Raw genomic sequence first — 22,658 nt, forward strand, 5'->3', positions numbered from 1 at the left:
TCGCGTCTCTCTCCTCAGTGGTTTTCAGTAACCCGCCCGGACACCGTCACAGGACATCGCCGGCGCATCGGTGCTGAGCGGAAGATTCGACCCGACCGGTCTGCCGTCTGACATCTGGACGGTCGTGGTCGCGTTACCCGCACCGTCGACGCCCACCCGCCAGGACTGCGTCCCGGCTCCGCCCACCGTGATGGCGAAGCTGCACGTCACCGTCGAGTTCGGCCGGAAGCCCGACAGGTGCAGGCGATACCCGTGGTTCCATCCGCCGCCCGGGCTCCCGGTCTGGACGGCCCGCACCACCGGGTTGTACGGCTCCGCGCCGGTGGACGCCGACTGGGTGGCCTCACGGCACCCTCCCTCGGCCGCGCAGACGCGGATCCTCAGGGTGCCGGTGGCGCTGTATCCGATGTCGCGGCTGAACGAACCGGTGTTGGACACGCCACCGCCGTTGAACGTGACGTCCATCGAGGTGATCTGGCGGCCGTTGGCGTAGCTCTGCGCATTGGAATTCCACGAGAAGCTCACCGAGGTCCCCGAGGAGTTGGCGCTGATCGACGGTGTCCTGGGCGGGCCGAACGGCGAACCGGCGGCGGTGGCCGCGCTGGCCGGGCCGGCCCCGGCAGCGTTCTCGGCGGTCACGGTGAACGTGTAGTTGGTGCCGTTGGTCAGCCCGTTCACCGTGCACGGGGACGATGCGCAGGAGGCCGAGGCTCCCTGCGGTGAGTTCACGCGGTAGGAGGAGATGGCCGAACCGTTGTCCTGCGCCGGGCTGAAGCTCAGCCGGGCCGAGGCGTCGGCGAACGCCACCGAGACTCCGCCGACCTGGCCCGGTGTGCCGTACGCCACCAGCGGGGTGGACCGGGCGCCCTCGTCCGAGGCTCCCATGGCGTTGTGCGCCACGATGGAGAACGAGTACTCGGAACTGGTGTCGAGGCCGGTGAACTGGAGTGAGGTCGTGGCCGCCCCGAGACCCGCACGCGAGTCGACCCGGGATCCACCACGGTAGACGTGGACGTCGTAGGACCGGATCGCCGCACCGTTTCCGTCGGGCGCGGTCCACGACACGTCGATCACGCCTCCGTTCGCGGCGGATGCGACCCGCTGCGCCGAGGGGGCGGCCGGCGTGAGCGGCCTGCCGGCGGGGGCCGCGGCCACGGAGTAGGCGCTGAACTGGGAGGGGTCCGGGGCGTCATTGAGAGCCTGCACCCTCACCCTGTAGGAGACACCGTTCTCCAACCCCGAGATCGTGGTGGCGGTTCCGGTGACGCCGGTGATCCGCGAGCCGGACGGACCGGCTGGGGTGATCTCCAGCGTGTAGGAGCGGATCGGGGTGCCTTCGTTGGCCGGTGCGGCCCACACCACGTCGAGTTGCTTGTCACCCGGCGTCAGCGTCGGCGGCTGCGGGGTGTCGGGCTTGGCGTCCGGGGTCACCACCTCGGAGGGGGCCGACGGGTCCGATTGGCCGACCTCGTTGACGGCGAGCACCGTGAACCGGTAGTCCTGCCCGTTCCGCAACCCGGTGACAGTGCACGTCGTGGCGGCACAGGCCTGGCTGAACCCGCCGTCTCCGCGGACCACATAGTTCGTGATGGGCGAGCCGTTCGACGACGGAGCCGTCCATGACAGCACGGCGGTCGCGTTGCGGACCTCGACGACGGAGGGGGCCGAGGGGGCGTCCGGCCGGTCACGGACCTGGACGCGGATCCGGCCGGTCACCTCGCGGCGGGGGTCGCCCGTCGCATCGGCGATCCGGTATTCGGCGAGCAGCTCGCCGGTGAATCCCGCGGCGGGTGTCACGGTCACGACGTCGCCGCCTGAGGTGGCGGTACCGCTACCGCTGACGACCGCCACCGACAGCAGCCGAAGCGGTTCGTCGAACGGGTTGACGTCGTTGGCCAGCACGTCCACTCGCGAGGCCCGCCCGGCGGCGCCGTCCGTCACCACGTCGTCGTTCGCCACTGCCAGTGGTCGGTTCGAGCTGGTCACCCTGAGGCTGACCGCGCCCGTCACCTGATGCCCCTCGCCGTCATCGACCACGATCTCCAGGGCCGCCGCGCCCCCTGCCTCGGCGCGCGGCGAGGCCTCCACCACCAGCGCGGTGCCGTCCAAGCGTGCGGACACCTCGGGTACCGGGGACGCCCCCACCTGGAAGGACAGGTCGTCTCCGTCCGGGTCCTCGGCCAGGCCGCCGAGCTCGAGTCGAGAGGTCTCACCGGGAGCCACGGTCACCTCCATACCGGTGAAGGTGGGCGGTTGGTTGGACGACGGCTCCACCGTGATGGGGATCGTCAGCGTGGCCCGGCGCCCCTCGGGGTCGTCGGGACCGGCCCCGTCCGTCACCTCGAAGCTGATGAACGTCTCACCGAAGTAGTCCGACGGGGAGGCGAAACGCAGGGTGGTGGCGTCGACGACTAGCGGGGAGCCATCGGACTTGGGCGCGGTCACGGACCGGTCATCGGAGATGCGCGGTGACGTGCCGGGACGGGTCAACACGTACTGATCCAGGGCGATGTCCACCGTCTGTCCTCCTCGGGTCTCGATCCGAGAGCCGGGGCGGAGGACCGGAGCGACCGAGGACCGCCCAGGAACGTGAACGAAGGCACCACCGGACAGGCCGTCGGCGTCGGTGATCCGGTAGAAGATCGTGCGATCCTCGTCGAGCACCGGGACGCGCAACGTGCCGTCGCCGTTCACACCGACGTCATCCGCGTCCACCGTCACGCCGAGCTGGCGGATCGAGCCGTCGGGATCCTCGTCATTCGCCAGGATCGGGACGGTCACGTCGTCCTGGCCCACGATCTCCTCCGGACGCACCACGTCATCGCGGCCGACCGGCACCTTGAGGGGGGCGTCCGGGTCCACAGTCACGCGGACCTCGCCGACGGCCGAGGCGCCGCGGGCGTCGGCGACCGTGTACAGCAACGAATACGCGCCCGGCTCGTGCGGGGCCAGCATCTCGACCCGGTTTCCATCGGACTCACCGCGCAGGACCTCGGCGTTGAGGAGCCCGTCGGAGAGCACTGTCAACTCGTCGCCGTCGGGGTCGGTGTCGTTGAGCAGCACCGCCGCGGTCAGGGCACGGTCGGGCCGCACCCACAACCGGTCGGGGATCGCCGCCGGCGGGTGGTTGACCTCGTTGGCCGGGGCGACTCCCACCGTGACCTGGCCGATCGCCACGGCGCCCATCGCGTCCACCACCCGATAGGTGAACGAATCGTCGCCCACCCCGTCCTCGGTGGCGACGTACTCGATGACGTTGCCGTCTATTCCTGACACGCGTCCGCGTGTGGGAGCCGCGACCACTGAGTCGAGCCGGACCGAGTCCCCGTCCGGGTCGATACCGTCCAGTGGCACCGCGATCCGGGCGGTCGCGCCGGCCAGCACCCGTGCGGTCACCGGCTTGGGTCGGGGCGCCTGGTTGGAGTCCTCGTCGCGGGCGAGGACGTGGATGGTCACCTGCGCTGCGGTGGCCTGTCCGCGCGAGTCCAGCACCTCGTAGATCGCGTAGGCGGTGGTGGGCTCCGGACCCGCCTGGAACCTCAGGGTGTCACCCGCCAGGAACAGGACCCCCGCCGACGGGTCCGGCTCCTGGACCAGTTCCGGCGCCAGGGACAACGTGTCGCCGTCGGGGTGGCTGTCATTGGCCAACACCGGGATCGTCACGTGGTCCCCGGCACGGACCGTCACCTCGTCGTCCTCCGCGACCGGCGGCAAGGGCTTGGCGGGCGGCTTGACCGGAACGACCTGCACATGTCCCTCGGCGGTGGCCCGCCCGTTCGACACCGTGTAGCGGACCTGCGTCGGCTCGGTCAGGCCACCGGAGTCGGACACCCGCAGCACCCGGTTGTCCACCACGCCCACGGTCACCCCGGAGCCGTCCGGCACCTCGACGGCGCTGACCACCAGCACACCACCCGCCGGGTCGGAGTCGTTGGCCAGGACGTCGACCAACGTCTCGCTCCCGGCCGGCAGCAGCGCAATGTCGTCCGCGGTGACCGGAGGGTCACCATCGTCGGACGGGTCGTCCACGTCCACTCGGATCGTCGAGGTGGCCGTCCCCGGCCCGTTCGCCGCCAGGTAGTCCAGGTGATAGGTGCCCGCCCGGGACGCGATGAAGGAGATGGTCCCCTCCACGGGATCGTCGGTCACCTCCGCGTCTGCGACACGCTCCACCTTCGCCAGGCGCAGACCTTCCCCGGTCGGATCGATGTCGTTGGCCAGCGGGGTCAGTTCGATCGCCCGGCCGACAAGGGCCCGGGCGTGGTCCGGATTGGCGATCGGGGTGGCCGACTCCACCGGATCCACGCGGATCGGCAGATCGGTGGTCGACTCCGCCCGTCCGTCCGAGACGGTCACCGAGACCCGCTTGTCCTCGCCGCCCTGTCCCCCGTCCCGGAAGGTCAGGCGGCCGTTCGGCAACAAGGTGGCGGTGTCACCGGGGGCCTCGGTGTCCGCCTTCACGGCGTAGACGTCGTCCCCGTCCGGGTCGGTCCACCCCGCCAGCGCGTTGAGGTCCACGCTTCGCCCCCGGGCCACCCGGACCGGGTCCGCCACACGGGCTTCCGGGGCGCCGTTCTCCGCGTCCGGCCGCACCGTGACCTCGACGTTCGCCTCCGCCTCGCCGCCCCGGCCATCGGTGATCCTGTAGCGAAAGCCCAGCACCCCTGCGGTGTCCGGGGGGACGTCGATCTGGAGGGCCAGTCCGCCGTCGGTCTGCCGCACCTCCGCCCCGGCCGGCTGCGGGCCCGCAAGTTCGGCGACGAGCGTGTCGCCGTCCGGGTCGGTGTCGTTGTCCATGACCGCGAGCCTGGTCCCCCGGCCCGCACGGACTCCGAAGAAATCGTCCTGTGCGATCGGTGGCGTGTTCTCCTGGGTACGGTCGCGGAGGGCCTCATCCCTCTTGCGACGGCTCTCCTCGTCGTCGTCGGCGTTCTCGTCGTCCGGGGGGATCACATCCTCCCAGTTCTCCACGGTCCGCACGTTCTTGTCCGCCACGAACACGTCGCCGTCATAGGCGTCGTTGAGCACCACCGCGGTGCGGTTCACGCGGAAGACCGGCGGCCGGTCCATCCGTTCCGGAAGCTCTGCGCCGAGGTCGTCGAGTCGCCCGTCGCACTCGCGCACGTACTCGCGGCGGTCTCCAGCCCACGCGGCGTGCGTGCACCCGGCGACCACGGCGGGCGCGGACGGCGGCCCCGATCCCGAGCCCTCGGCCACCGCCGTGGTCTCGCCCCCGCCGAGTGGCACCGAGAGCAGGGCGGTCTCGGTGGCGACGCGGACCGCGCTCGCCGCGGGGCCGGGGAGCTGGATCCGGGCCGTGTCCGTGGCGTTGTCGACGGACTGGCTCCAGCCGTCGCCGATCACCGTCCCCGAGCGTGGGTCGAACAGGAGCGCCGCGGGACCGACGGTGGTGAGCTGCACAGACGCCGGGGAATGCTCACCGGGGACGTCGTACTCTGTGCGATCGCCGTTCGGATACAGCGTGTAGACGGCGCGATCAGAGGTGCTTTACACTTGTACAGAGCCATCAGTCCCTACGACTACCCGGGAGTCGCGGCCGGCCTCGGCGACCACCTCTCCACCCTCACCGATCCCCGAGGGGGAATCCACGGACGCCAGCCGGACTGCACCGGCCTCGTCCACCGAGGCGAGTGTCTCCGCACCCAGTGAGACCTGAGTGGACACCGGAACCTGGGTCTTGTCACCCAACTCCAGCGCGGCGGTGTCCACTCTGCTCAGGGTGGAGTCGGACTCCGAGCGGACAAACACGACGCCGCCGCTCTGGAGCACATCGAAGCGCTGGGAGCCGGACCTCACCGAACCGTCCAACTCCCCGATCGTGTGGTTGACGCGTCCTGCCAGGCCCCGGTCAGAGTTGACCACCCAGACCGAATCGTCGTGGAGGCGGACGTCGGCGGTGGGCCGTCCGTCGTGCCGTACGGCCAGCGTGACCAGGGTGGCTACGAGGAGGACGACGACGAGGAGAACCGTCATCCGGACGGGCCGGAAATGCCCTCGAAGCCCGGTGACATCCACTCGGCACCTTCCTAGCCCTGCGTTGACTGCGTGTCCTCGTCGCAGCTCGCGGGCGACTTCAGTGCGGACGTTAGTCGTGACCTGCGGTGATGTCTGTCGTGCAAACGCACGACTTCGCGGCGCCCGCCGCGGAACCGAGGCACGGGGGGCACGTCGCGTCCGGTGTCGTATGTTCGCCTGAATCGTTCTGGGAAGCCTCGATCGCGGGTCTCGGCTCGCGGACAATGTGCCCGACGGGCATGACCCGCACCCCATCGCGAAAGGACCACCATGGACGACAACACCTCATTCGGCAGCGCCGAGCTTGTCGGTTCGCTCACCGACCTCACCGATCCCACCTCTGACCTGGCCAAGATGCTGGACCTCGGTTCCGCATTCGTGAGAGTCACCGAAATCCTCGCCCGCTTCCTCCCCATGTGAGGTCGAGGAGGGCGACTGCGGACAACGAGGACGACGGCCCAGCCCCCGAAGGGCCGGGCCGTCGTCCTTACCCGGGGTCGTTGTCGCCGCCCGCGAGTGTCCGCACTGTTCCCTCGTGCGGCTCAGTTGCCATCAGCGCCCGTCGTCGTCCTCACGCCCTCGAGGGCATCCAGCAGGTCGCTGGTCGCGTTGCCGAGATCTCGCAAGTCCTGCGCGACATCGCGCGGAGGATCCGCCGGTGCGGGCGGAGGCGGCGGGGGCGGTGGTGGTGGTGGTGGCGGCGGCGGCGGTGCGGGCGGTTCCGGGGCCGGCGCCCTCGGAGGAGGCGGAACCGACCTCTCTGAGCCGGGTCGCGACTGCCGGGGGGCGACGTACGTCGGTGCCGAACGCGCGCTGCTGCGGGGGGCGGCTGCCAGAGCCCCGCGGTCACCGCCCGTCGACGCCTGTGAGACGCAGGTGGGCCCGTAGAAGTCAGAAATCAGTCTCGCCGGCATCTCGGAACGAGTCCGACTGTCCGGGCACCCGCCCGACGGCGATCCCACCGTCACCCAGACACCGTTCGTCTTTCTCAGCACTATGCCGTCCCCGCTGCCGGACGGATCCACGACGACCGCCCAGTCCCCGTAACAGTTGCGGACGTCCGGTGAGGAGACCGAGATGTCCGCCGCGATAGCGGCGGCGTCGCAGTCAGATGATGCGGGACGAACCGTGGGGGAGACAGACGTGGACGTGGGGGCGACCGGTGGAGTGCTCCACTGCCCCGAAGACTCTGTGGCGGCCTCGACGATCTCGGCATCGGCCGGGCTGTCTCCGCTGAACAGCAGCCAGGCCCCTCCACCGACCACCGCCACCCCGAGGACCGCCGCCGTGACGCCCAGCGCGATCGGGAGCGCCTTGGACCGACGAGGCGGTTCCGTCGGTGACCACCAGTCCCCCGCCTGCCCGGCGTCGTACCCTGGTCCGGGTCCGTACCACTGATCGGCTCCGTATGCCTGAGCCGGTCCGTGTGCCTGCGCGGACCCGTGTGCCTGGAGTCCCTGATGCCAGGCCTCGGCTCCCGCATCCTGACCCACCCAGGTGTCCGACGAGTCGGTGTGGGGAGTGATCGTTGCGGGATCCTCCGTCGATTCCCACTCGTCCCAGGAACCGCCGCCCCACTCCCCGCTACCAGTCATGGCGTTCCCTGTTCTCTGAACCATGTGCAGTCTTGTGTTCGGATCGTATGCGAGCCCGGTCGGTGCGGTCTGTCGTGCAATCGCAGGACAGACATCAGGCGTAGGGGCTTCTACCGTCGCGACGTGCCTACACAACGCCGACTCTTCATCTCCCTGGTCGCAGCCCCGGCTGTCCTCTGTGCGCTGGCCGCATGCGGCAACGACTCCGCAACCCCGACGGCTGACGGCGGTGATGCGAGTCCTGTCGTCGCGACCCCGACCACCACGACGTCGACGTCGACGTCGACGTCCGCCGCCAGCACGTCATCCACCACCCCGACCAGCGAGACCACGACGAGCAGAGCCTCCGGCGAGATCGACTCGATCCAATTGCGGCTCGACTCCAGCGACGAAGTCTCGCCCGGAGTGCTCCAGGGCTATTACCCGGTCTTCGCCGACATCGAATGGATGGCGATCAGCGCAGGCGCCGCCTACGACGGCGAACGATGTGCGGCCGTGATCACCTTGACCGGCCCCGGGGGGCATATCCTGCAGACCGACCGCCAGTCGACCTGCTCCGGCACCACCCAAATCGAACCGCAGAAGATCAGGGACGACACGGGCACGTATGTCGTGACCGCCCGAGTGGCTCCCTGGGAGGACGCTCAGAACCCCACCGAAGGGACCCTTGAATTCGACGTCATAGCGTCGGGCACCTGACCTCTTCCCTTCCCCGCAGCATGGCGCATCTTCACTTCTGCGAGACACGGCGGTCCTCAGCCAGAATGGTCGGTGTGGAACGGGAGGCGATCTGATGAGGAACGGCGTGGTCGTCGACATCGGCGGCAGCGGGACGCGGATCGGTGCCGTGGTCGACGGCCGTGTGGTGGGGGTGCACGGGGCCGAGGTGGCCACCGCCGAAGACCTGGCCGGCGTCATCCGCGCCGTCGATCCCTCCCCCAGCGGCGTCGGCGTCTCGGTCAGTGGCCACGTCGACGCCGACCGCGGGGTCATCGAGGCCTCCCGCGCCGCCGCCTGGGCCGAGGGACCGATGCGCTCCCAACTGGTCGCCCTCCTGGACACCCCGGTGTCCGTGATTGGCCACGGCGATGCCCACGCCCTGGCCCTGACACAACTGCCCGGCGTCGAGTTCGGCGGCATCGCCATCTCGCTGGGGACCACGCTGTCCTTCGGCGCGCTCAACCGCCACGGTGCGCTCATACATCCGTGCGGACACACCGGTTGGGACCTCGGCCACTGGCGCCTGGTAGTGGACGGCGGCACCACCGAGGCGTGGTGGGGCCTGGGCGGGCACGGGCTCTACGACCTCGAGCGGGAACACGGCGACGGCGCCGCCGAGATCTACGCCCATCGAGTGGGGTCCTTCGTGGTGGACGCCGTCCAGCTGTTCCGGCCCCGCACGGTATTGCTCACCGGCGGGATCGTGGTGGGCCTGGGTGAGGCGCTGCACGGGCCGGTCGCCGAGCAGCTGCATACGCTGCCGCACACGATTCCGGCGCCGCGGGTCGTCTTCTCCCCCTCGCGGGACACCGCACTGTTCGGAGCTGCGGTGGCCGCGGGATTGGCGATGCCGGCGGTGCGGTGATCACCCGCACAGCTACCCGATCAGCCCCCTCAGGTCCTCGGCGGTGAGTGCGGCGGAGAAGTGTTCTCCGCTGTCCAGCACGGAGGCAAAGAGCTCGGCCTAGCGGGACAGGCCGCACGTCGTCCATTCGTAGGACAGACAACTCTCGCTCACGGTCCATAGGCTCGTGGACCCGGCCGAGATGAGAGTGGGGAATGGCGGCTCCACGCTGTGCCCTACGAGAACTCGACCGGGTCGAGCGGTCGGTCCGGACAGTGGACGCCACCACCGTGGAGTTCCCGCGCGCCGCCGCTCCGGTCGTTCTCGGATGACAGGAAGGTAAGAGAGTCATGACCTACCGCAATCCGATCGAACGTCGGCGGAACAGGTTTGCCGGCGCCGGTTCAGCCGCCGCGACGTCCCCGATGACGGTCTCGTCCACCTACGTGCGGGCACAGCGGGTGGCTCCGCGTTCTGCCGACCTGGTCGCCTCGGTTGCCCAGCTCGATGTGCACACCGATGCACAGCTGAGGCTCGAGATCATGGGGTGGATCCAGCAGGCTTACGACGATCGCGCCGGCGGCCCGCTTCTCGGACTATTCTCCAGGTGCTACCTGGGGCCACCGTATGTCGACCACGTCCTCGACACCTCGGGGCGAATTCTTCAGCATTTCGCCCCGTCCGAGCCCGTACCGACCGGTTTCGAGCCGGCCCGACCTCTGGTCCGTTCCGGCGCCTATGCCTACATCGAGGTCTATCTCGACGGTCAGGTCATCCCAGTCCGGGAGGACGGCACCAGCGGCATCTGACCCCGATCACCCCGGAAGAACAGCCATATTTACCGACGAAAGGCACGGCCATGGCGGAAACCATCCGCATCGACATGTCCCCGGTTCTCCGCAGAATCGACTCGCTCGAGAACAGAATGGACACCTCGATCTCCGATCTCCAGACCGGAGTCGGACAGATCCAGACCGACCTCTCCACGACGAGTGCAGAGCTCCGCGAGCTCAAGGCCGCATTTGATGAGTACGTGATGGCGGCCCAGCGGACCGCCAATGTACAGCGCTCCGAAACCAAGGTCGGTGCACTCAAAGCCGAACTCGATCGCCAGTTCGGCCACTATTCCGTGGTCCGCCGCTCTTCCATCGGTCTTCTTCAGGCCTTCGATATCGGCAACGTCACCAACGAGATCGCCTCAGCGGTCTCCGAGGAGTTGATGATCGAGAGCCCCCGGTATTGGCTAGCACCCGCGCTGGTCGCGCTTGCCGCATGGAGCCGCGATGACAAGGAGATCGCCGACAAGTCGGTCGACGCCGCGTTCAACCGCAGCCCCGAGAAGACCAGCTTGTTCTTCGCTCTGGTTCTGCGTCGCCAAGACCGTGAAGACGCCTCCATCAAATGGCTCCGCCACTATTTCAGCGCTCTCGACCCGACCGCGCTCACCCGAGAATTCGCGGTCATCCTCGAGGCCGCATCGCAGGACGGATTCGGTCCTGCGGGTGCCGCCATGTGCCTCGAGATGCTCACGCGCTGGAATTCGGAGCTCCGTTCACGACCCGATGTCGTGGACGCCCAGATTCAGAAGTGGGTTGAGGAGATCGGCGTGCACCGTGGGCGGGTCGACGTCAACCACTACTCGGCTCTCGCGTTCGTCAGCCCTCAGTGGCCGGCAGTCCAGGCTCAGCTGGAGTCCGCCGCCGCGATCCCAGCAATGATCGATGACTACACCAGGGTTCGTGACTTCGACGCACCTCGCTCCACGATCATCGAGGACCTCCTCGATGATCTACTCGAACAACTCGTGACCGAGTACGACGACGAGGAACTCCCCCTCCGGCGCGAGGTCGCCTTCCACGAAGCCGTCATCGACGAGAGCGGCGACCTGCAACGAGCCGACAAGCGAGCCGCCGTCCAGTTGGAGGCACTCGAGGAAACCATCGACGCCGTCTCGCTGCAGACCATGTCCGCGATCAGTCCGGACGCGCTCGGGGTCAGCCAGCGCACCCAGCGGGTCGCCGTGGGCGCCGGCCAGGAGGACTTCCGCTCCGCCACCGGCCGATTCACAATGGACTACCGGTCTCGAGCCGTCACCTCTGTACCGCTCCACCTCGGACCCAAGCATTCCTCATACGCCGAGAACCTGGGATTCGTGGGCTGGGACGGGGACAGCTCGGAGCCCGAGGAGTCGGCGGTCAGGCGTCTGGACACCGCATGGGACACGACAGTCCAGACCCGCATCGACGAACTCGCTCTGACCAACTCCGCGTACATCGTGCCGTCGCTCATCGCAGCCGGTGTCGTCGTCGTGGTCTCGGTGATCTCGATCCTCGCCGGATTGTTCGCCCTCGTTATCGGGGCAGCGACCGTGTACTTCCTTGTCGAGCAGAAGAGAAAGCGGGCTGACGCCGCGATCGCCGAAGTCGAGGCCGCCAGGGACAAAGCCAAGCAGAATTCTCGCGACCTACTCCGTAGGGCGACGGCCGAGTTCGTCGACGCGACACTCGTCTATGAGGAGCTGGACAGCGCAGAGCCAGACCTGCTCCGGCTTATCAACACCTGGCCGACCGCCGCGAACTCGAATCACGCTGTCACGGCCTGATCGTCCCCACTCCCAGCAGACACGGAGAACGACCATGTCCACAGACGGAATCACGCCAGAGATCCAGCGCGGCGCCCGGAACCGATTTCTGCCGCCGCCAACCGCCAGCGAGGACCAGGTGACCGTGACCCGGCGAGCCCTTCTCGGAGAGCGCCGGAACTCCGGCAAACCCACCCTGACCAGGCATCACCACGTCGCCGGGAATCTGCCTGCGTGGGAGCCGCTCCCGCCCAACATGCAACTCGTCCACCGCTCCTGATGCCCGGCACCTCTCGCGGGTGGCCGGAGATGCCGCCATCGACCGTGTACGAACGATGGGTGAGGGGGCTGCGTTCGTGGGCGACCGATCCATCCGTCCGGCTCGAGGATCTTCCTCCGCTGTCGGAGGACACCTATGATCCGGCAACCTATGCCAGGCTTGTCTCCCATCTGGAGAAGGCCGTGAACCGGCTGATGGAGGATTGGCAAGACCTGCTCTCCCGTGCACTCGCCCGCGCGACGGACGAGCATGAACTCGGTCGCGAGTTGGTCAACCTCCGGGCTCCGCTCGCGCGTCGGGCCGCCCTCTCACGGCTTCCCAACCTGCCCGAGCAGATGCGCTCCGCTCTGCGAAACGACACCCAGCGCGCGATCTCAGACATCCAGACTCAACTCGAGGAAGCGCTCGCCGACCCCGGGCGAGGTGCCCGGATCGACCGAACTGCCGCCGATCGCCTCGTCGCGGTCGCCAGGGCAACTCCGCTGACGGATGCGTTGAACGTGGTCGACCCGAGTGAGAGGCCCCAGGTCGCGCCGACTGTCGCGTCCCCCGGAAACCACAGCCTGCCGACACCGCTGGCCGCTCCGGGCCCCGGCTCTCCGCTGATCGCTAGGAGGCCCCGATGGTCGCACCGGGTCGTCAACCGCCCGACTCCCGAACCCGATGGAGGACCGCATGCCTGATCTCGCCCGGACCCACGAGGTACTGCGACGCTACCTCAACGCGCGAGTCCCACTGATCGTTGTGCGTTCCATCGAACCCGGACGGGTCCTGGACTCGATTTCCGCGCTCGCCGGAGAACTCAGAACCATGGCGTTCTTCGAGCATTCACGCACTGAGGGCCTGGTCGAGATGACGAGTCGCCAGTCCGTGGCCGAGGACTTCTCGCTTCCGGGTGCTCTCGAGCACGCGCGATCAACGTTCAAGGCGAGGACCAACGCCAACTTCGTCTTTCCCGACGTCGAGGACATCGAGGACGAGTCGAGCACATCCCGACACATGGCCGAGATGGTCCGCCTCGCGGAGACCAGACAAGGTTCTATCGTCCTGGTGGCGGCCAAGCCCGTGTGGTCCGGTCTTCGGCGCCTGGGGATGAGTGTCACGCTCGACCTCCCCACGGTGGACGAGATGTTCGACACCTTGAACGGCATGATCGACGATCACCGGGGGGTGGTGGCAACCAGCTGGCAGCACGACGATGTCCGGCGCGCCGCAGAAACGCTCGTCGGCATCACTGAGGGTGAGGCGATCAACATCCTCGCGACCCTGCTGACCAAGGGGTCATTGGTGCCGGATGACGTGGCGGAACTGAGTCAGTTCAAAGAGTCCATCTTCGGCGAACTCGCCGGACTCGAGAGGGTGAGACTCCGGGACGGTTACGTGATCGGCGGACTCCGCAACCTCCGCTCGTGGCTGGCACGCAAGGAGTACGCCATGAAGGCCGACCTTTCAGACTCCCACCTCCGACCCCCCAAGGGCGTGCTGTTGGTCGGCGTCCCCGGTTGCGGAAAGTCTCTGTCCGCCAAGGCGATCGCCGCCCAGTGGCATCTCCCCCTGTACCGACTCGACATGGCTGGGATCCTCGGAATGTACGTCGGACAGTCCGAGAGCCGGCTCAGAGAAGCGTTGGACACCGCAGACCGCGTCGCTCCGTGTGTGCTGTGGATCGACGAGATCGAAAAGGCCCTCGCCACCGGAGGCGGCGATGCCGGGACGTCCCGACGACTCATCGGCCAGTTTCTCTTCTGGCTTCAGGAGTCGACCTCGAAGGTCTTCGTCGTCGCCACGGCCAACGACGTCTCCTCGCTTCCCCCGGAGCTGCTCCGAAAGGGCCGATTCGACGAGATGTTTTTTGTCGACCTCCCGGATGCGCAGGACCGTGAGGAGATTCTCCGTCTGTACTTCTCCACCTACCTGGGCGCCGAGATCGCCCCGGCGCTGTGCGGAGACCTGGTGGATTCCACCGAGGGCTTCGCCGCCTCGGACATCGACGCGGTGATCCACGACGTGGCGTGGGCGATGCGGGAGTCGGGTAGGCAGGCGATTCCCGGAGACGACGAGCTGCGCGAGTTCTTCTCCAACGTCGTTCCCTACTCCGTCACCAATGCCGAAGACCTCGCGGCGATCCGGAACTGGGGGCGGACCCGCGCGGTGCCGGCAGGAACCCCCTCGTCCGACGGCATACCTCTGGCATCCGGTGACCGCCGCCGGGTAGTCGTCCTCTGATCCATTCCACATCGGGGGCGTTCGGTCGCGCCACCGGTCTCACCCCGAGGCCGGTGCTCGCCCGCACCGCCTATTCGATCAACCCCCGCAGGTCCTCGGCGGTGAGCGCGGCCGAGAAGTGCTCTCCGCTGTCCAGCACGGAGGCGAAGAGCTCGGCCTTGCGGCGCTGGAGCTCGACGACCCGTTCCTCGATGGTGTCGCGCGCGACCATCCGGTACACCAGCACGGGCCGGGTCTGACCGATGCGGTGAGCCCGGTCCACGGCCTGCGCCTCGGTGGCCGGGTTCCACCACGGGTCCAGCAGGAAGACGTAGTCGGCGCCCACGAGGTTCAGGCCCACTCCCCCGGCCTTGAGGCTCAGGCAGAACACCTGCGCGCCGCCCTCGGTGAACTCGCCGACGGCACCGGCCCGGTCGGTGGTGCTGCCGTCGAGGTGAGCGACGGTGATCCCCTCGGCCTGCAGCCTGTCGACCACCGTGTCGAGGTAGCTGGTGAACTGGCTGAACACCAATGCCCGGTGCCCCTCGGCCACGATCTCGCGCAGCGATGCGACGAGCTCGTCGGTCTTGGCGGAGGGGATTGAGGAGTGTTCCGGGTCCACCAACGAGGGGTCCAGGCACAGCCGACGCAGGACGGTCAGCCCGGCGAGGATGCTGATGCGGTTGGAGTCGAAGTCGTCGAGCAGCGCCAGCAGCGAAGCCCGCTGCCGGGCGAGCTCGCGTTCGTAGACCCTCCGGTGCGCTGCCGTGAGCTCGACCTCCAGCACCGCGTCGGTGCGGGGTGGCAACTCGCCGGCCACCAGCTCCTTGCGGCGCCGCAGGAGGAACGGCCGCAGTCGGCGGCGCAGGCGACGCAGTGCCTCCGCGTCCCCGTCCTTCTCGATGGGGGTCCTGTACAGCGCGCGGAACTCCGCGGCGTCGGGCAGGACTCCGCGGCAGGACAGGGCCGCGATCGCCCACAGCTCGGTGAGGTTGTTCTCCATGGGGGTGCCGGTGACGGCCAGCAGGAAGTCCGCGCGCAAGCCCGCGAGCGCGGCGAACAGCTTGGACGAGGGGTTTTTGGCCTGCTGGGCCTCGTCCAGGATCACCCCGGCCCACTCGATCCCCGCGTACGCCTCGGCATCGAGCCGCAGGACCGTCGCGGAGGTCACGACGATTTCATGCGCGGCCGCGTCCTCGGCCACGGTGGTGGGCGACTTGTTTTCGGTGGCGGAGCGTCGGGCCACGCGCAGCGAGGGCACGAACCTGCGGGCCTCGGCCTCCCAGTTGGGCACTACGGACGAGGGTGCCACCACGAGAAACGGCCCCGGGGAGCCGGCGACCGTCTCGGCGACCGTCCCGGCGCCGGTGGCGGGGCGGTCCTTGTGACCCTCGTGCGCGTGGGCGATCAGCGCGAGCGCCTGGACCGTCTTGCCGAGCCCCATGTCGTCGGCCAGGATCCCGCCGATCCGGTGCCGCCACAGCATGGCCAGCCAGTCCAGTCCCTGTTGCTGATACGGCCTGAGCTCGGCCTTCAGCGCGGCGGGAACCGGAACCGGCTGGGGGCTGTCCGAGGCGAGCTCGAGCAGTGCCTGCGCCCGGCCCGTGGGCGGCGCGAGGTCGTCGGCCAGCTCGGCCAGGTCCGACCAGAGCCCGGCCTGGCCGAGCCCGATCCGGATGTCACCCGCCCCGTCGGCCCCGCCGGCACGGGCGGAGGACGCCGCGAGCGCCTCGTCGAGCAGGGTGCGCAGTTCCCCGAAGCGCTCGAGGTCGACCGGGACCAACACGCCATCGTCGGTGACGAACTCCGGTTGCCCGCTCACCACCGCCCGGAACACCGTGGCGAACGGCACCGGTCGCCCCTCGACGGTCACGCCCACCGACAGCCCCAGCCAGTCGATCCCGGACCGGTCGTCCTCGGCAGCCACCCGGATCCGTGGCCCCTCGGCGGCCCGGCGGATCTCCGGGACCCCCTCGCGCACGGTCACCCGCACGCCGTCGAGGGCGCGTAGGGCCACCACCCCGTCCGCCAGCAGCACCGCCGCGTCGTGCCCGGCGATCCGCAGGCGTCCGGGAGCGACGACCCATCCCCACCCGGCGTCCTCGGCTCTCCCTGCGAGATCCAGCGACTCGCGGTCCGCCAGGGCCGGCCCCGCGTCCCCCAGGTCCACGGGAGTCAGCGGACGACGTCGCGTCGTCTCCGTGCCGTCGCTCATCCGCAACACCTCGAGCCGGGACCACTCCGCGAGGAGGTCCGGCCCGTCCGCGGAACCGGGTCCGGTGTAGCGGCGGATGACGAAGTCGAACTCGACTCGGTCGAGCTCGGGCAACTCCAGGCGACCGGCGCGGTCGACGACGGGAAACGCATCGGCCAGACCGGGGAGGAAGTCGCCGCAGAACTCGGCCACGGACTGATCCGGGATGGCCAGCTCGCGCCATCGCCGCAGATCGCGGGCCACCCCGTGGTCGAGCCGCCCGACGGGGCACAGCTCCAGCACCCTGTCGCGGACCACCGCGACGAGGTCACCGCGGTCACCCACGAGCGCGCCGGGCAGGGGTCGGTCGATCGCCTCACCGTCGGGCGTCGTCCGGTCGCCATCGGCCGTCACCGGGTCGTCGTCGGTCATCATCGGGTCGTCGTCGGCGGGCCGTATCTCCGCCGCGGCGGTGACCACCACCTCCCGGCCGTCGGGTGACCAGGCCGTGAGCCCCACCCGCCGGCGTGGCCCGGGCCGGACATCGTGCAGTCCGTCGCCGGGGACGATCTCCACCTCCGCCTCGGCAGCGGTGGCGATGAGCGGCCACAGCGCGGGCACCTCGGCGTCGCACAGGTCCAACCAGACCCGGGCCTGACGACGACTACGAGCCAAGGCGTCCACGGCGCGGAACCAGCTGGTCTGGGCGGCGCTCATATCCGCTGTCCACCCGTAGCGCAGCCGATCCCATTCGACGCCCGCCGATTTCCACCGGCCGCCCCGGCCGGGCACGACGATGCGCGCTCGGAGCCGGTTGCCCAAACCGGGCCGCAGCCCGCCGGTCCAGCCGTCGTCCACGGTCTCATCCGCCACCACCGACAACTGCAGGCCGTAGACCTCCGACTCGCGCGGCGGGGACTGCACCACCATCTCGTGCATCATCTCCTCGACCCGCTGCCGCCACTCGGGCACCGGGTCGCTGACGCCCGCCACGCCACCGTCCCGGGCGCCGTGGTCGCCACCGCCCGCCCCGACGAACAGCATGAGCGCCGCGGCGTGCTTACACCGCATAGCCACCGGGCAGGTGCAGGTGCTGAGCTTCGGACGGGACCAGCCGTCCTGATCGGGCTTCCCCAAAGCGACCTCGGTCCGGTACCGACGCCCCCCACTTCCCGCGACCAGGGCCGACAGGGTCCGCGAACCGGGGTTGTATCCCACGTCGCCGATGGCGTCCGCGTTGACGTACGGCCGCGACCGAGCCAGCGCCGCGGACCCCACGAACCGCTCGACCTCGGACTCGGGGACCCTCACGCTCGACCGCACGCACCCAGGGTAGGGCCGACCCACGACATCGGGGCGGGCGACGTAGGCCACACCATTGACGCGATCCCCACGGAGGCATAATATGAAACCAAATGGTTTCATATCACACGCACGAGGTGGATCTCAGTGACGACGACGTGGATCGGTTGTTCCGGGCGCTGGCAGACGCCACGCGCCGGGACATCGTCCGTCGCACACTCACCGACGAGTACTCCATCTCCGATCTCGCCCATCACTACGACATGTCGTTCGCGGCGGTCCGCAAGCACGTCAACGTCCTCGAGGAGGCCGGGCTCGTGACCGACGACCGCCACGGCCGGGAGCGCCGCATCCGTGGCAATCCCGAGGCGATTCGCCGTGCCCAGAGCCTGCTGGACGGCTTCGAACGCCTCTGGCGGGCGCGCATCGCCAGACTCGACGCCCTACTCGCCGAGGACTGACCCCGAATCCGATCCTGACCCTCACCGCCACACCCAGACCGCACGCCGGGAGCACCACCGCGAGAGAAGAGGCCGACCATGCCAGTGACATCCGTGGACAAGAACCTCGAGGAGTTGACGCTGACCGTCGTCGCCGACTTCCCGGTGACAGTCCGTCGACTCTGGGACGCGTACGCGGACCCGCGCCAGCTGGAGAGATTCTGGGGCCCGCCCCAGTGGCCTGCCACCTTCACCCGTCACGACTTCTGCCCCGGCGGCCGGTCCGAGTACTACATGACGGGGCCCGACGACACCCGCAGTGGCGGCTACTGGGAGTTCCTGACCGTGGTTGAGGGGGTCTCGTTCGAGGTGCTGGACGGCTTCGCCGACGCGGGCGGCGCGCCCGATCCGGAGATGCCGACCATGCGCGCGGTGTTCTCCTTCGAGGAGATGGCCGGCGGCGCACGCCTGACCACCACCACTTACTTCGCCAGCCTCGACCAGCTCGAGCAACTCATCAGCATGGGCATGGAGGAGGGCACCCGCTCCGCCATGGCCCAGATCGACGACGTCCTGGCCGATCTGCGCACCTTCGCCGCCGACCGAGCGGCCATCGCACAGCTCCTGGGTGACACGCAGGTCCGGATCAGCCGTGTCCTGCGCGGGACGCCCCGGCAGATCTGGGAGGCACACCACGACCCGGAGCTGCTCAACCGGTGGTTCCACGGCCCCGACGGCTGGGCCCTGGTCGGCTGCCGGGTCGCCTCCGCGCCCGGCGAGACCACCCGCTTCGAATGGGCCCCCGACGACGGCGTCGAGGGCGAGGCGTTCGCCCTCGTCGGCGAACTCATCGAGACCGATCCGCCGCATCGGGAGGTCTTCACCGAGACGATGGAGGGGGTCGAGGGCCCGCCCACGCACAACGAGCAGACCCTCACCCCGGTCCAGGGCGGGACGCTGTTGACGCTCGTCATCACCTACGCCAGCGCCGAGCTCCGCGACCTCATCCTCGGCACCGGAATGGTCGACGGGATGGAGGCCGGCTACCGGCGGCTCGAGACGGAGCTGCTGGCCGCCGGGTGAACCGCGACCGGATGCCCCCCAGGACACATCACCACCCGAGCACGCCACCCCCACAGGACGTCACCACTCCACACTGAAAGGACCGCCATGCGCACACTCATCATCACCGCCTTCATGTCCCTCGACGGGGTCATGGAGGCGCCCGGCGGGGAAGAGGGGTACCGCAACGCCGGGTGGACCTTCCGGGACGTCCCCTTCGACGAGGCCGCCTACGAGATCAAGGGACGCGAGCAGGACGAGGCCACCGCGCTCCTGCTCGGGCGCCGCAGCTACGAGGCGTTCGCGCCGGTCTGGCCGAGCATGACCGAGGACTTCGCCCGGTACAACGAGCTGCCCAAGTACGTGGTGTCGTCCACCCTCACCGACGAGGATCTCGCCGACGACTGGGGGCCGACGTCCATCCTGCGCTCGGTCGAGGAGGTGGCCGGGCTCAAGGAGAGCGACGGTGGCCCGATCATCGTCCACGGCAGCGCGACGCTCGGCCACGCCCTGTCCGAGGCGGGCCTGGTCGACCGCTACCACCTGCTGGTCTTCCCGCTTCTGCTCGGCGCGGGCAAGCGGCTCTTCGGCACGGCCGATGTCGACGCCATACCCCTGGACCTCATCGAGCACGAGGCCTACGGGAACGGCGTCCAGAAGATGGTCTTCGACGTCGCCCGGAAGGCGGGCGACTGACGACCGAGGCGGGAGGAGCCGGTCAGCCGAGTATCCGGGTGAGTGCCAGCATGCCCTCGTCCTCGGTCGGCAGGGTGACGCGGATGAGGGCCCTGAGGGTGGCCGTCAGGCGTGAGGCGAGTTCGTCGATCGTCTCGTCCTGATCTCCCCCGTCGAGCCAGGCGAGCGTCTGCACCTCGATGCACGTCAACCAGGAGCGGACGGTCAACCTGGCCAGGCGGGTCGGTTCGCCGATTCCGACGCGGCGGTAGATCTCCTGCTCAGCCCGCAGGAAGACCATGGAGACCACGGAATCGTCCGTGCCCGGGAGACGTGAGTTCCGGAGGAGCGCACGGGCGGGCAACCTCACCTCCTGACATGTGTAGAGGAAGTCGTGGAGAACCCGGACGAGTTCGGCGTCCTGATCGTCGGTGGTCTCGAGCCGGAGGCGGTCGACGAAATCCTGGGCGACGAGGTCCACAACGGACTGGAAGACCTCGTCCACCGACGAGTAGTGGCGGTAGAACAGCGCCCGGGACACACCCGCCCGGTTGACGATGTCCGCGACGGTGACCTTCTCGGAGATCGTCGCGGCGAACAGGGCGGACGCCGCTGAGGTGATCTGGCGCATCCGATCTCGGGGCGGCAGTCGTCGACGCTGCCCGGGGGGGCCGTCGGCTCCGCGGCCGGACGTGGCCGCCCCCGTGTCGTCCCTCTGCCCACTCACGAGCACCACCCTAGTGGGGCGGGGTCGGCCGACCACTACAGGTCCACGGTGAGACCGACGCCCTCCGCGCGGTCCGTGCACAGCAGCATCTCCCGCGCCCCCGGCCGGCCGGGCCCGCCCGCGCGCCCGCGTCGCTCGACGGCGCGTTCGCACACCTGCACGCGGCAGGTACCGCAGAACCCCTGCCGGCAGGAGTACGGGGTGTCGGGAACGGCGTCCAGGACCACGTCGAGCGCACTGCGGTCGGCCGGGACCTTAAGCGTGAGTCCCGCGCGCGCCAGGGTCACGTCGAACTCCCGCCCGGAGATCACCGGTGGTGGGGCGAAACGCTCGTAGTGCAGTGGCGCACGGACCGGGCCCCGTGCCGTCCGGACCAGGTCGAGGAGCGGGGTGGGGCCGCAGCAGTAGACGGCGGTGTCCGCGTCCGCCCACCCCAGAACCTCTCCGACCGACGGGTACCGCTCACGCTCCTCGTCGACGAGGAGCGTGAGCCGACTCCCCGCGAGGGCGACCAGCTCATCGAGGAACGGCATCGACGCACGGGTCCGTCCGGCATAGACCAGGTGCCAGTCCAGCCCACGGGTCGCGCACTCGCGCGCCATGGTGACGATCGGCGTGATCCCGATCCCACCGGCGACGAGCAGCACCCGCGGCTCGCCGCAGAACGGGAACGCCGTCCGCGGCCCCTGCGTGTGCAGCACGTCCCCCTCGCGCACCCGCTCATGGATCTCCGTGGAGGCGGCACCGAGGCGCCGGACCGCCACCATGAGGCTGCGTGGGTCGGTGCCGCACAGCGAATACTGTCGGCGCAGTCCCGACGGAAGGGTCAGGTCCAGGTGTGCCCCCGGCGACCAGGACGGGGTGGGCGTCCCGTCCGCCGGTTCGAGAACCAGCCCGACCACGTCGTCGGCGAGGCCCGGCGTGTCGACGACCCGCATCGGGCGCACCCGGTCGACCTGCCGGACCCGGTCGGTCGACCACCCCTCGGACCGCCCGGGCAGGAACGCCACCGACGCGATCGCGCCGAGCAGCCGGTACCCGAGGATCCCCTGACCGTCCGCCTTCAGTTCCCTCGGGATGGCCGCCATGTCAGTGCCCTGCCCGCGCGGCCGGCGAGGTGGCCAGATAGCGGATCGCGGGCTCCACCGATCCCTGCTGGTTCGGATGGTATCCCCGCCGCAGGTAGGGCACGATCTCGCGGAGCAGCAGGGCGGGGCTGGGCAGCAGGCCGCGTCGGGCCGCCGCCGCCCAGTCCCGCCACCGGGCCCTGCGGTCGACCTCGGGGTCGACGGCCATGAGGAATCGGACGCCCCGGACCCACAACCAGAACAGCGCGGGGGTGACGAGGAGGTAGGCGCGCACTCTACGTATATATGAGCTGTCCAGGTGGGTGAGCAGGTCGAAGCACACCGCGCGGTGCTCCACCTCCTCGGCACCGTGCCACCGGAGCAGGTCGAGCATCGTGGGGTCGGCCCCCGCCCGGTCGAGCGCCGGGGAGTCGAGGACCCAGTCACCGAGGACGGCCGTGTAGTGCTCGATCGCGGCGATGAGTGCGATGCGCTCCACCAGCCAGTTCTCGGCGCGACGGCCGCGCAGGTCCCGGCCTCCGAGCAGGATCCGGAACGCCCAGTCCACCTGCCTGGTGTAGGCGGCGACGTCGACACCGGCGGCGGCGAAATGACCGAGCACGCCACCGTGGGCCTGCGAGTGCATGGCCTCCTGGCCGATGAACCCCAGGACGTCCTCTCGGACCCGATCGTCCCTGATCATCGGCAGTGCCTCCTGGAGAACCCGCACGAACCAGTCCTCACCGGCGGGCAGCAACAGGTGCATCACGTTGAACGTGTGCGTGATGACCGGATCGCCGGGGATCCAGTGCCACGGCAGATCCGACCAGTCGAACTCGACCTCTCGGGCGACCAGCACGAGTTGTTCCTCGTCGTGCTGAGGACGCCCGCCCTGCGTTCCGGTGGTGGTGGCCATGGGGGTTCCTTTCC

General features: G+C 69.4%; 17 protein-coding genes. 11 read left to right on the plus strand and 6 right to left on the minus strand.

The features are described 5' to 3' along the window. Positions 1-24: 24 nt before the first annotated feature. Both CEY15_RS08415 and CEY15_RS08420 read right to left on the minus strand, forming a co-directional pair. Positions 25-5,421 carry an Ig-like domain-containing protein gene (locus tag CEY15_RS08415; RefSeq protein ID WP_095718054.1) on the minus strand — a complete coding sequence of 1,799 codons (5,397 nt, stop codon included), beginning with the start codon at positions 5,419-5,421 and terminating at the stop codon, positions 25-27. 87 nt (positions 5,422-5,508) lie between these two features. Further along, entirely contained in the window at positions 5,509-5,994 is a 486-nt protein-coding gene (locus CEY15_RS08420) for a hypothetical protein (protein ID WP_095718055.1), read from the minus strand. Positions 5,995-6,306: 312 nt separating this feature from the next. Here CEY15_RS08420 and CEY15_RS18460 point away from each other — a divergent pair, with 312 nt between their 5' ends. From CEY15_RS18460 to CEY15_RS08455, 8 genes are all read left to right on the plus strand, one after another. Then, positions 6,307-6,456: a hypothetical protein gene (locus CEY15_RS18460; RefSeq protein ID WP_176475055.1), complete on the plus strand. Its 150-nt coding sequence runs from the start codon at positions 6,307-6,309 to the stop codon at positions 6,454-6,456. A 1,298-nt stretch (positions 6,457-7,754) separates the two neighbouring features. After that, entirely contained in the window at positions 7,755-8,330 is a 576-nt protein-coding gene (locus CEY15_RS08430; RefSeq protein WP_095718056.1) for a hypothetical protein, read from the plus strand. Between the two features lie 94 nt (positions 8,331-8,424). Beyond that, on the plus strand, positions 8,425-9,216 hold the full coding sequence (locus CEY15_RS08435) for an ROK family protein (RefSeq protein ID WP_095718057.1): 792 nt from the start codon (positions 8,425-8,427) through the stop codon (positions 9,214-9,216). Positions 9,217-9,545: 329 nt separating this feature from the next. Next, complete coding sequence (locus tag CEY15_RS08440) at positions 9,546-10,004, plus strand: hypothetical protein (RefSeq protein WP_095718058.1); 459 nt, start codon at positions 9,546-9,548, stop codon at positions 10,002-10,004. A gap of 50 nt (positions 10,005-10,054) precedes the next feature. Beyond that, complete coding sequence (locus tag CEY15_RS08445) at positions 10,055-11,797, plus strand: hypothetical protein (RefSeq protein ID WP_095718059.1); 1,743 nt, start codon at positions 10,055-10,057, stop codon at positions 11,795-11,797. Positions 11,798-11,831: 34 nt separating this feature from the next. Next, positions 11,832-12,056, plus strand: coding sequence for a hypothetical protein (locus CEY15_RS18125; RefSeq protein ID WP_141244229.1), 225 nt, complete (start codon positions 11,832-11,834; stop codon positions 12,054-12,056). 59 nt (positions 12,057-12,115) lie between these two features. Beyond that, a complete protein-coding gene (locus CEY15_RS08450) occupies positions 12,116-12,739 on the plus strand; it encodes a hypothetical protein (RefSeq protein ID WP_141244230.1) in 624 nt (207 codons plus the stop codon). Further along, the gene (locus CEY15_RS08455) at positions 12,732-14,282 is read left to right on the plus strand and encodes an AAA family ATPase (RefSeq protein WP_095718061.1); all 1,551 of its coding nucleotides are present in this window, start codon (positions 12,732-12,734) and stop codon (positions 14,280-14,282) included. Before CEY15_RS08450 ends, CEY15_RS08455 begins: the two co-directional genes overlap by 8 nt. A 70-nt stretch (positions 14,283-14,352) precedes the next feature. Here CEY15_RS08455 and CEY15_RS08460 read toward each other — a convergent pair whose 3' ends face one another. Continuing rightward, positions 14,353-17,778 carry a DEAD/DEAH box helicase gene (locus CEY15_RS08460; RefSeq protein ID WP_245847418.1) on the minus strand — a complete coding sequence of 1,142 codons (3,426 nt, stop codon included), beginning with the start codon at positions 17,776-17,778 and terminating at the stop codon, positions 14,353-14,355. A gap of 92 nt (positions 17,779-17,870) precedes the next feature. Between CEY15_RS08460 and CEY15_RS08465 the strand changes: the two genes are divergently transcribed. The 3 genes from CEY15_RS08465 (at position 17,871) to CEY15_RS08475 (ending at position 19,955) form a co-directional block, all read left to right on the plus strand. After that, entirely contained in the window at positions 17,871-18,218 is a 348-nt protein-coding gene (locus CEY15_RS08465) for an ArsR/SmtB family transcription factor (RefSeq protein WP_095718063.1), read from the plus strand. A 78-nt stretch (positions 18,219-18,296) separates the two neighbouring features. Further along, positions 18,297-19,280, plus strand: a complete 984-nt coding sequence (locus CEY15_RS08470) for an SRPBCC family protein (protein WP_176475056.1) — start codon at positions 18,297-18,299, stop codon at positions 19,278-19,280. Positions 19,281-19,367: 87 nt separating this feature from the next. After that, the gene (locus CEY15_RS08475; protein ID WP_017838432.1) at positions 19,368-19,955 is read left to right on the plus strand and encodes a dihydrofolate reductase family protein; all 588 of its coding nucleotides are present in this window, start codon (positions 19,368-19,370) and stop codon (positions 19,953-19,955) included. A 22-nt stretch (positions 19,956-19,977) separates the two neighbouring features. On the opposite strand, the gene CEY15_RS08480 is transcribed toward CEY15_RS08475, so the two are convergent. Genes CEY15_RS08480 through CEY15_RS08490 form a run of 3 tightly spaced genes read right to left on the minus strand, consistent with a single transcriptional unit; the run spans position 19,978 to position 22,644 of the window. Next, positions 19,978-20,661 (minus strand): TetR/AcrR family transcriptional regulator, encoded by a 684-nt coding sequence (locus tag CEY15_RS08480; RefSeq protein WP_141244231.1) that lies wholly within the window; start codon positions 20,659-20,661, stop codon positions 19,978-19,980. Positions 20,662-20,696: 35 nt separating this feature from the next. Beyond that, on the minus strand, positions 20,697-21,749 hold the full coding sequence (locus tag CEY15_RS08485) for a PDR/VanB family oxidoreductase (RefSeq protein WP_217987090.1): 1,053 nt from the start codon (positions 21,747-21,749) through the stop codon (positions 20,697-20,699). 1 nt (position 21,750) lies between these two features. Further along, positions 21,751-22,644 (minus strand): metal-dependent hydrolase, encoded by an 894-nt coding sequence (locus CEY15_RS08490; protein WP_017838429.1) that lies wholly within the window; start codon positions 22,642-22,644, stop codon positions 21,751-21,753. Between the last annotated feature and the right edge of the window lie 14 nt (positions 22,645-22,658).

The organism is Dietzia natronolimnaea, assembly GCF_002289575.1.
Classification (GTDB): domain Bacteria; phylum Actinomycetota; class Actinomycetes; order Mycobacteriales; family Mycobacteriaceae; genus Dietzia; species Dietzia natronolimnaea_A.

Excerpts from the sequence above, each read along its gene's own strand:
- CEY15_RS08465 (WP_095718063.1), top strand. The coding sequence starts at position 17,871 with ATGGTTTCATATCACACGCACGAGGTGGATCTCAGTGACGACGACGTG.
- CEY15_RS18460 (WP_176475055.1), top strand. The coding sequence starts at position 6,307 with ATGGACGACAACACCTCATTCGGCAGCGCCGAGCTTGTCGGTTCGCTC.
- CEY15_RS08445 (WP_095718059.1), top strand. The coding sequence starts at position 10,055 with ATGGCGGAAACCATCCGCATCGACATGTCCCCGGTTCTCCGCAGAATC.
- CEY15_RS08455 (WP_095718061.1), top strand. The coding sequence starts at position 12,732 with ATGCCTGATCTCGCCCGGACCCACGAGGTACTGCGACGCTACCTCAAC.
- CEY15_RS08475 (WP_017838432.1), top strand. The coding sequence starts at position 19,368 with ATGCGCACACTCATCATCACCGCCTTCATGTCCCTCGACGGGGTCATG.
- CEY15_RS08470 (WP_176475056.1), top strand. The coding sequence starts at position 18,297 with ATGCCAGTGACATCCGTGGACAAGAACCTCGAGGAGTTGACGCTGACC.
- CEY15_RS08490 (WP_017838429.1), bottom strand. The coding sequence starts at position 22,644 with ATGGCCACCACCACCGGAACGCAGGGCGGGCGTCCTCAGCACGACGAG.
- CEY15_RS18125 (WP_141244229.1), top strand. The coding sequence starts at position 11,832 with ATGTCCACAGACGGAATCACGCCAGAGATCCAGCGCGGCGCCCGGAAC.
- CEY15_RS08420 (WP_095718055.1), bottom strand. The coding sequence starts at position 5,994 with ATGACGGTTCTCCTCGTCGTCGTCCTCCTCGTAGCCACCCTGGTCACG.
- CEY15_RS08440 (WP_095718058.1), top strand. The coding sequence starts at position 9,546 with ATGACCTACCGCAATCCGATCGAACGTCGGCGGAACAGGTTTGCCGGC.
- CEY15_RS08485 (WP_217987090.1), bottom strand. The coding sequence starts at position 21,749 with ATGGCGGCCATCCCGAGGGAACTGAAGGCGGACGGTCAGGGGATCCTC.
- CEY15_RS08435 (WP_095718057.1), top strand. The coding sequence starts at position 8,425 with ATGAGGAACGGCGTGGTCGTCGACATCGGCGGCAGCGGGACGCGGATC.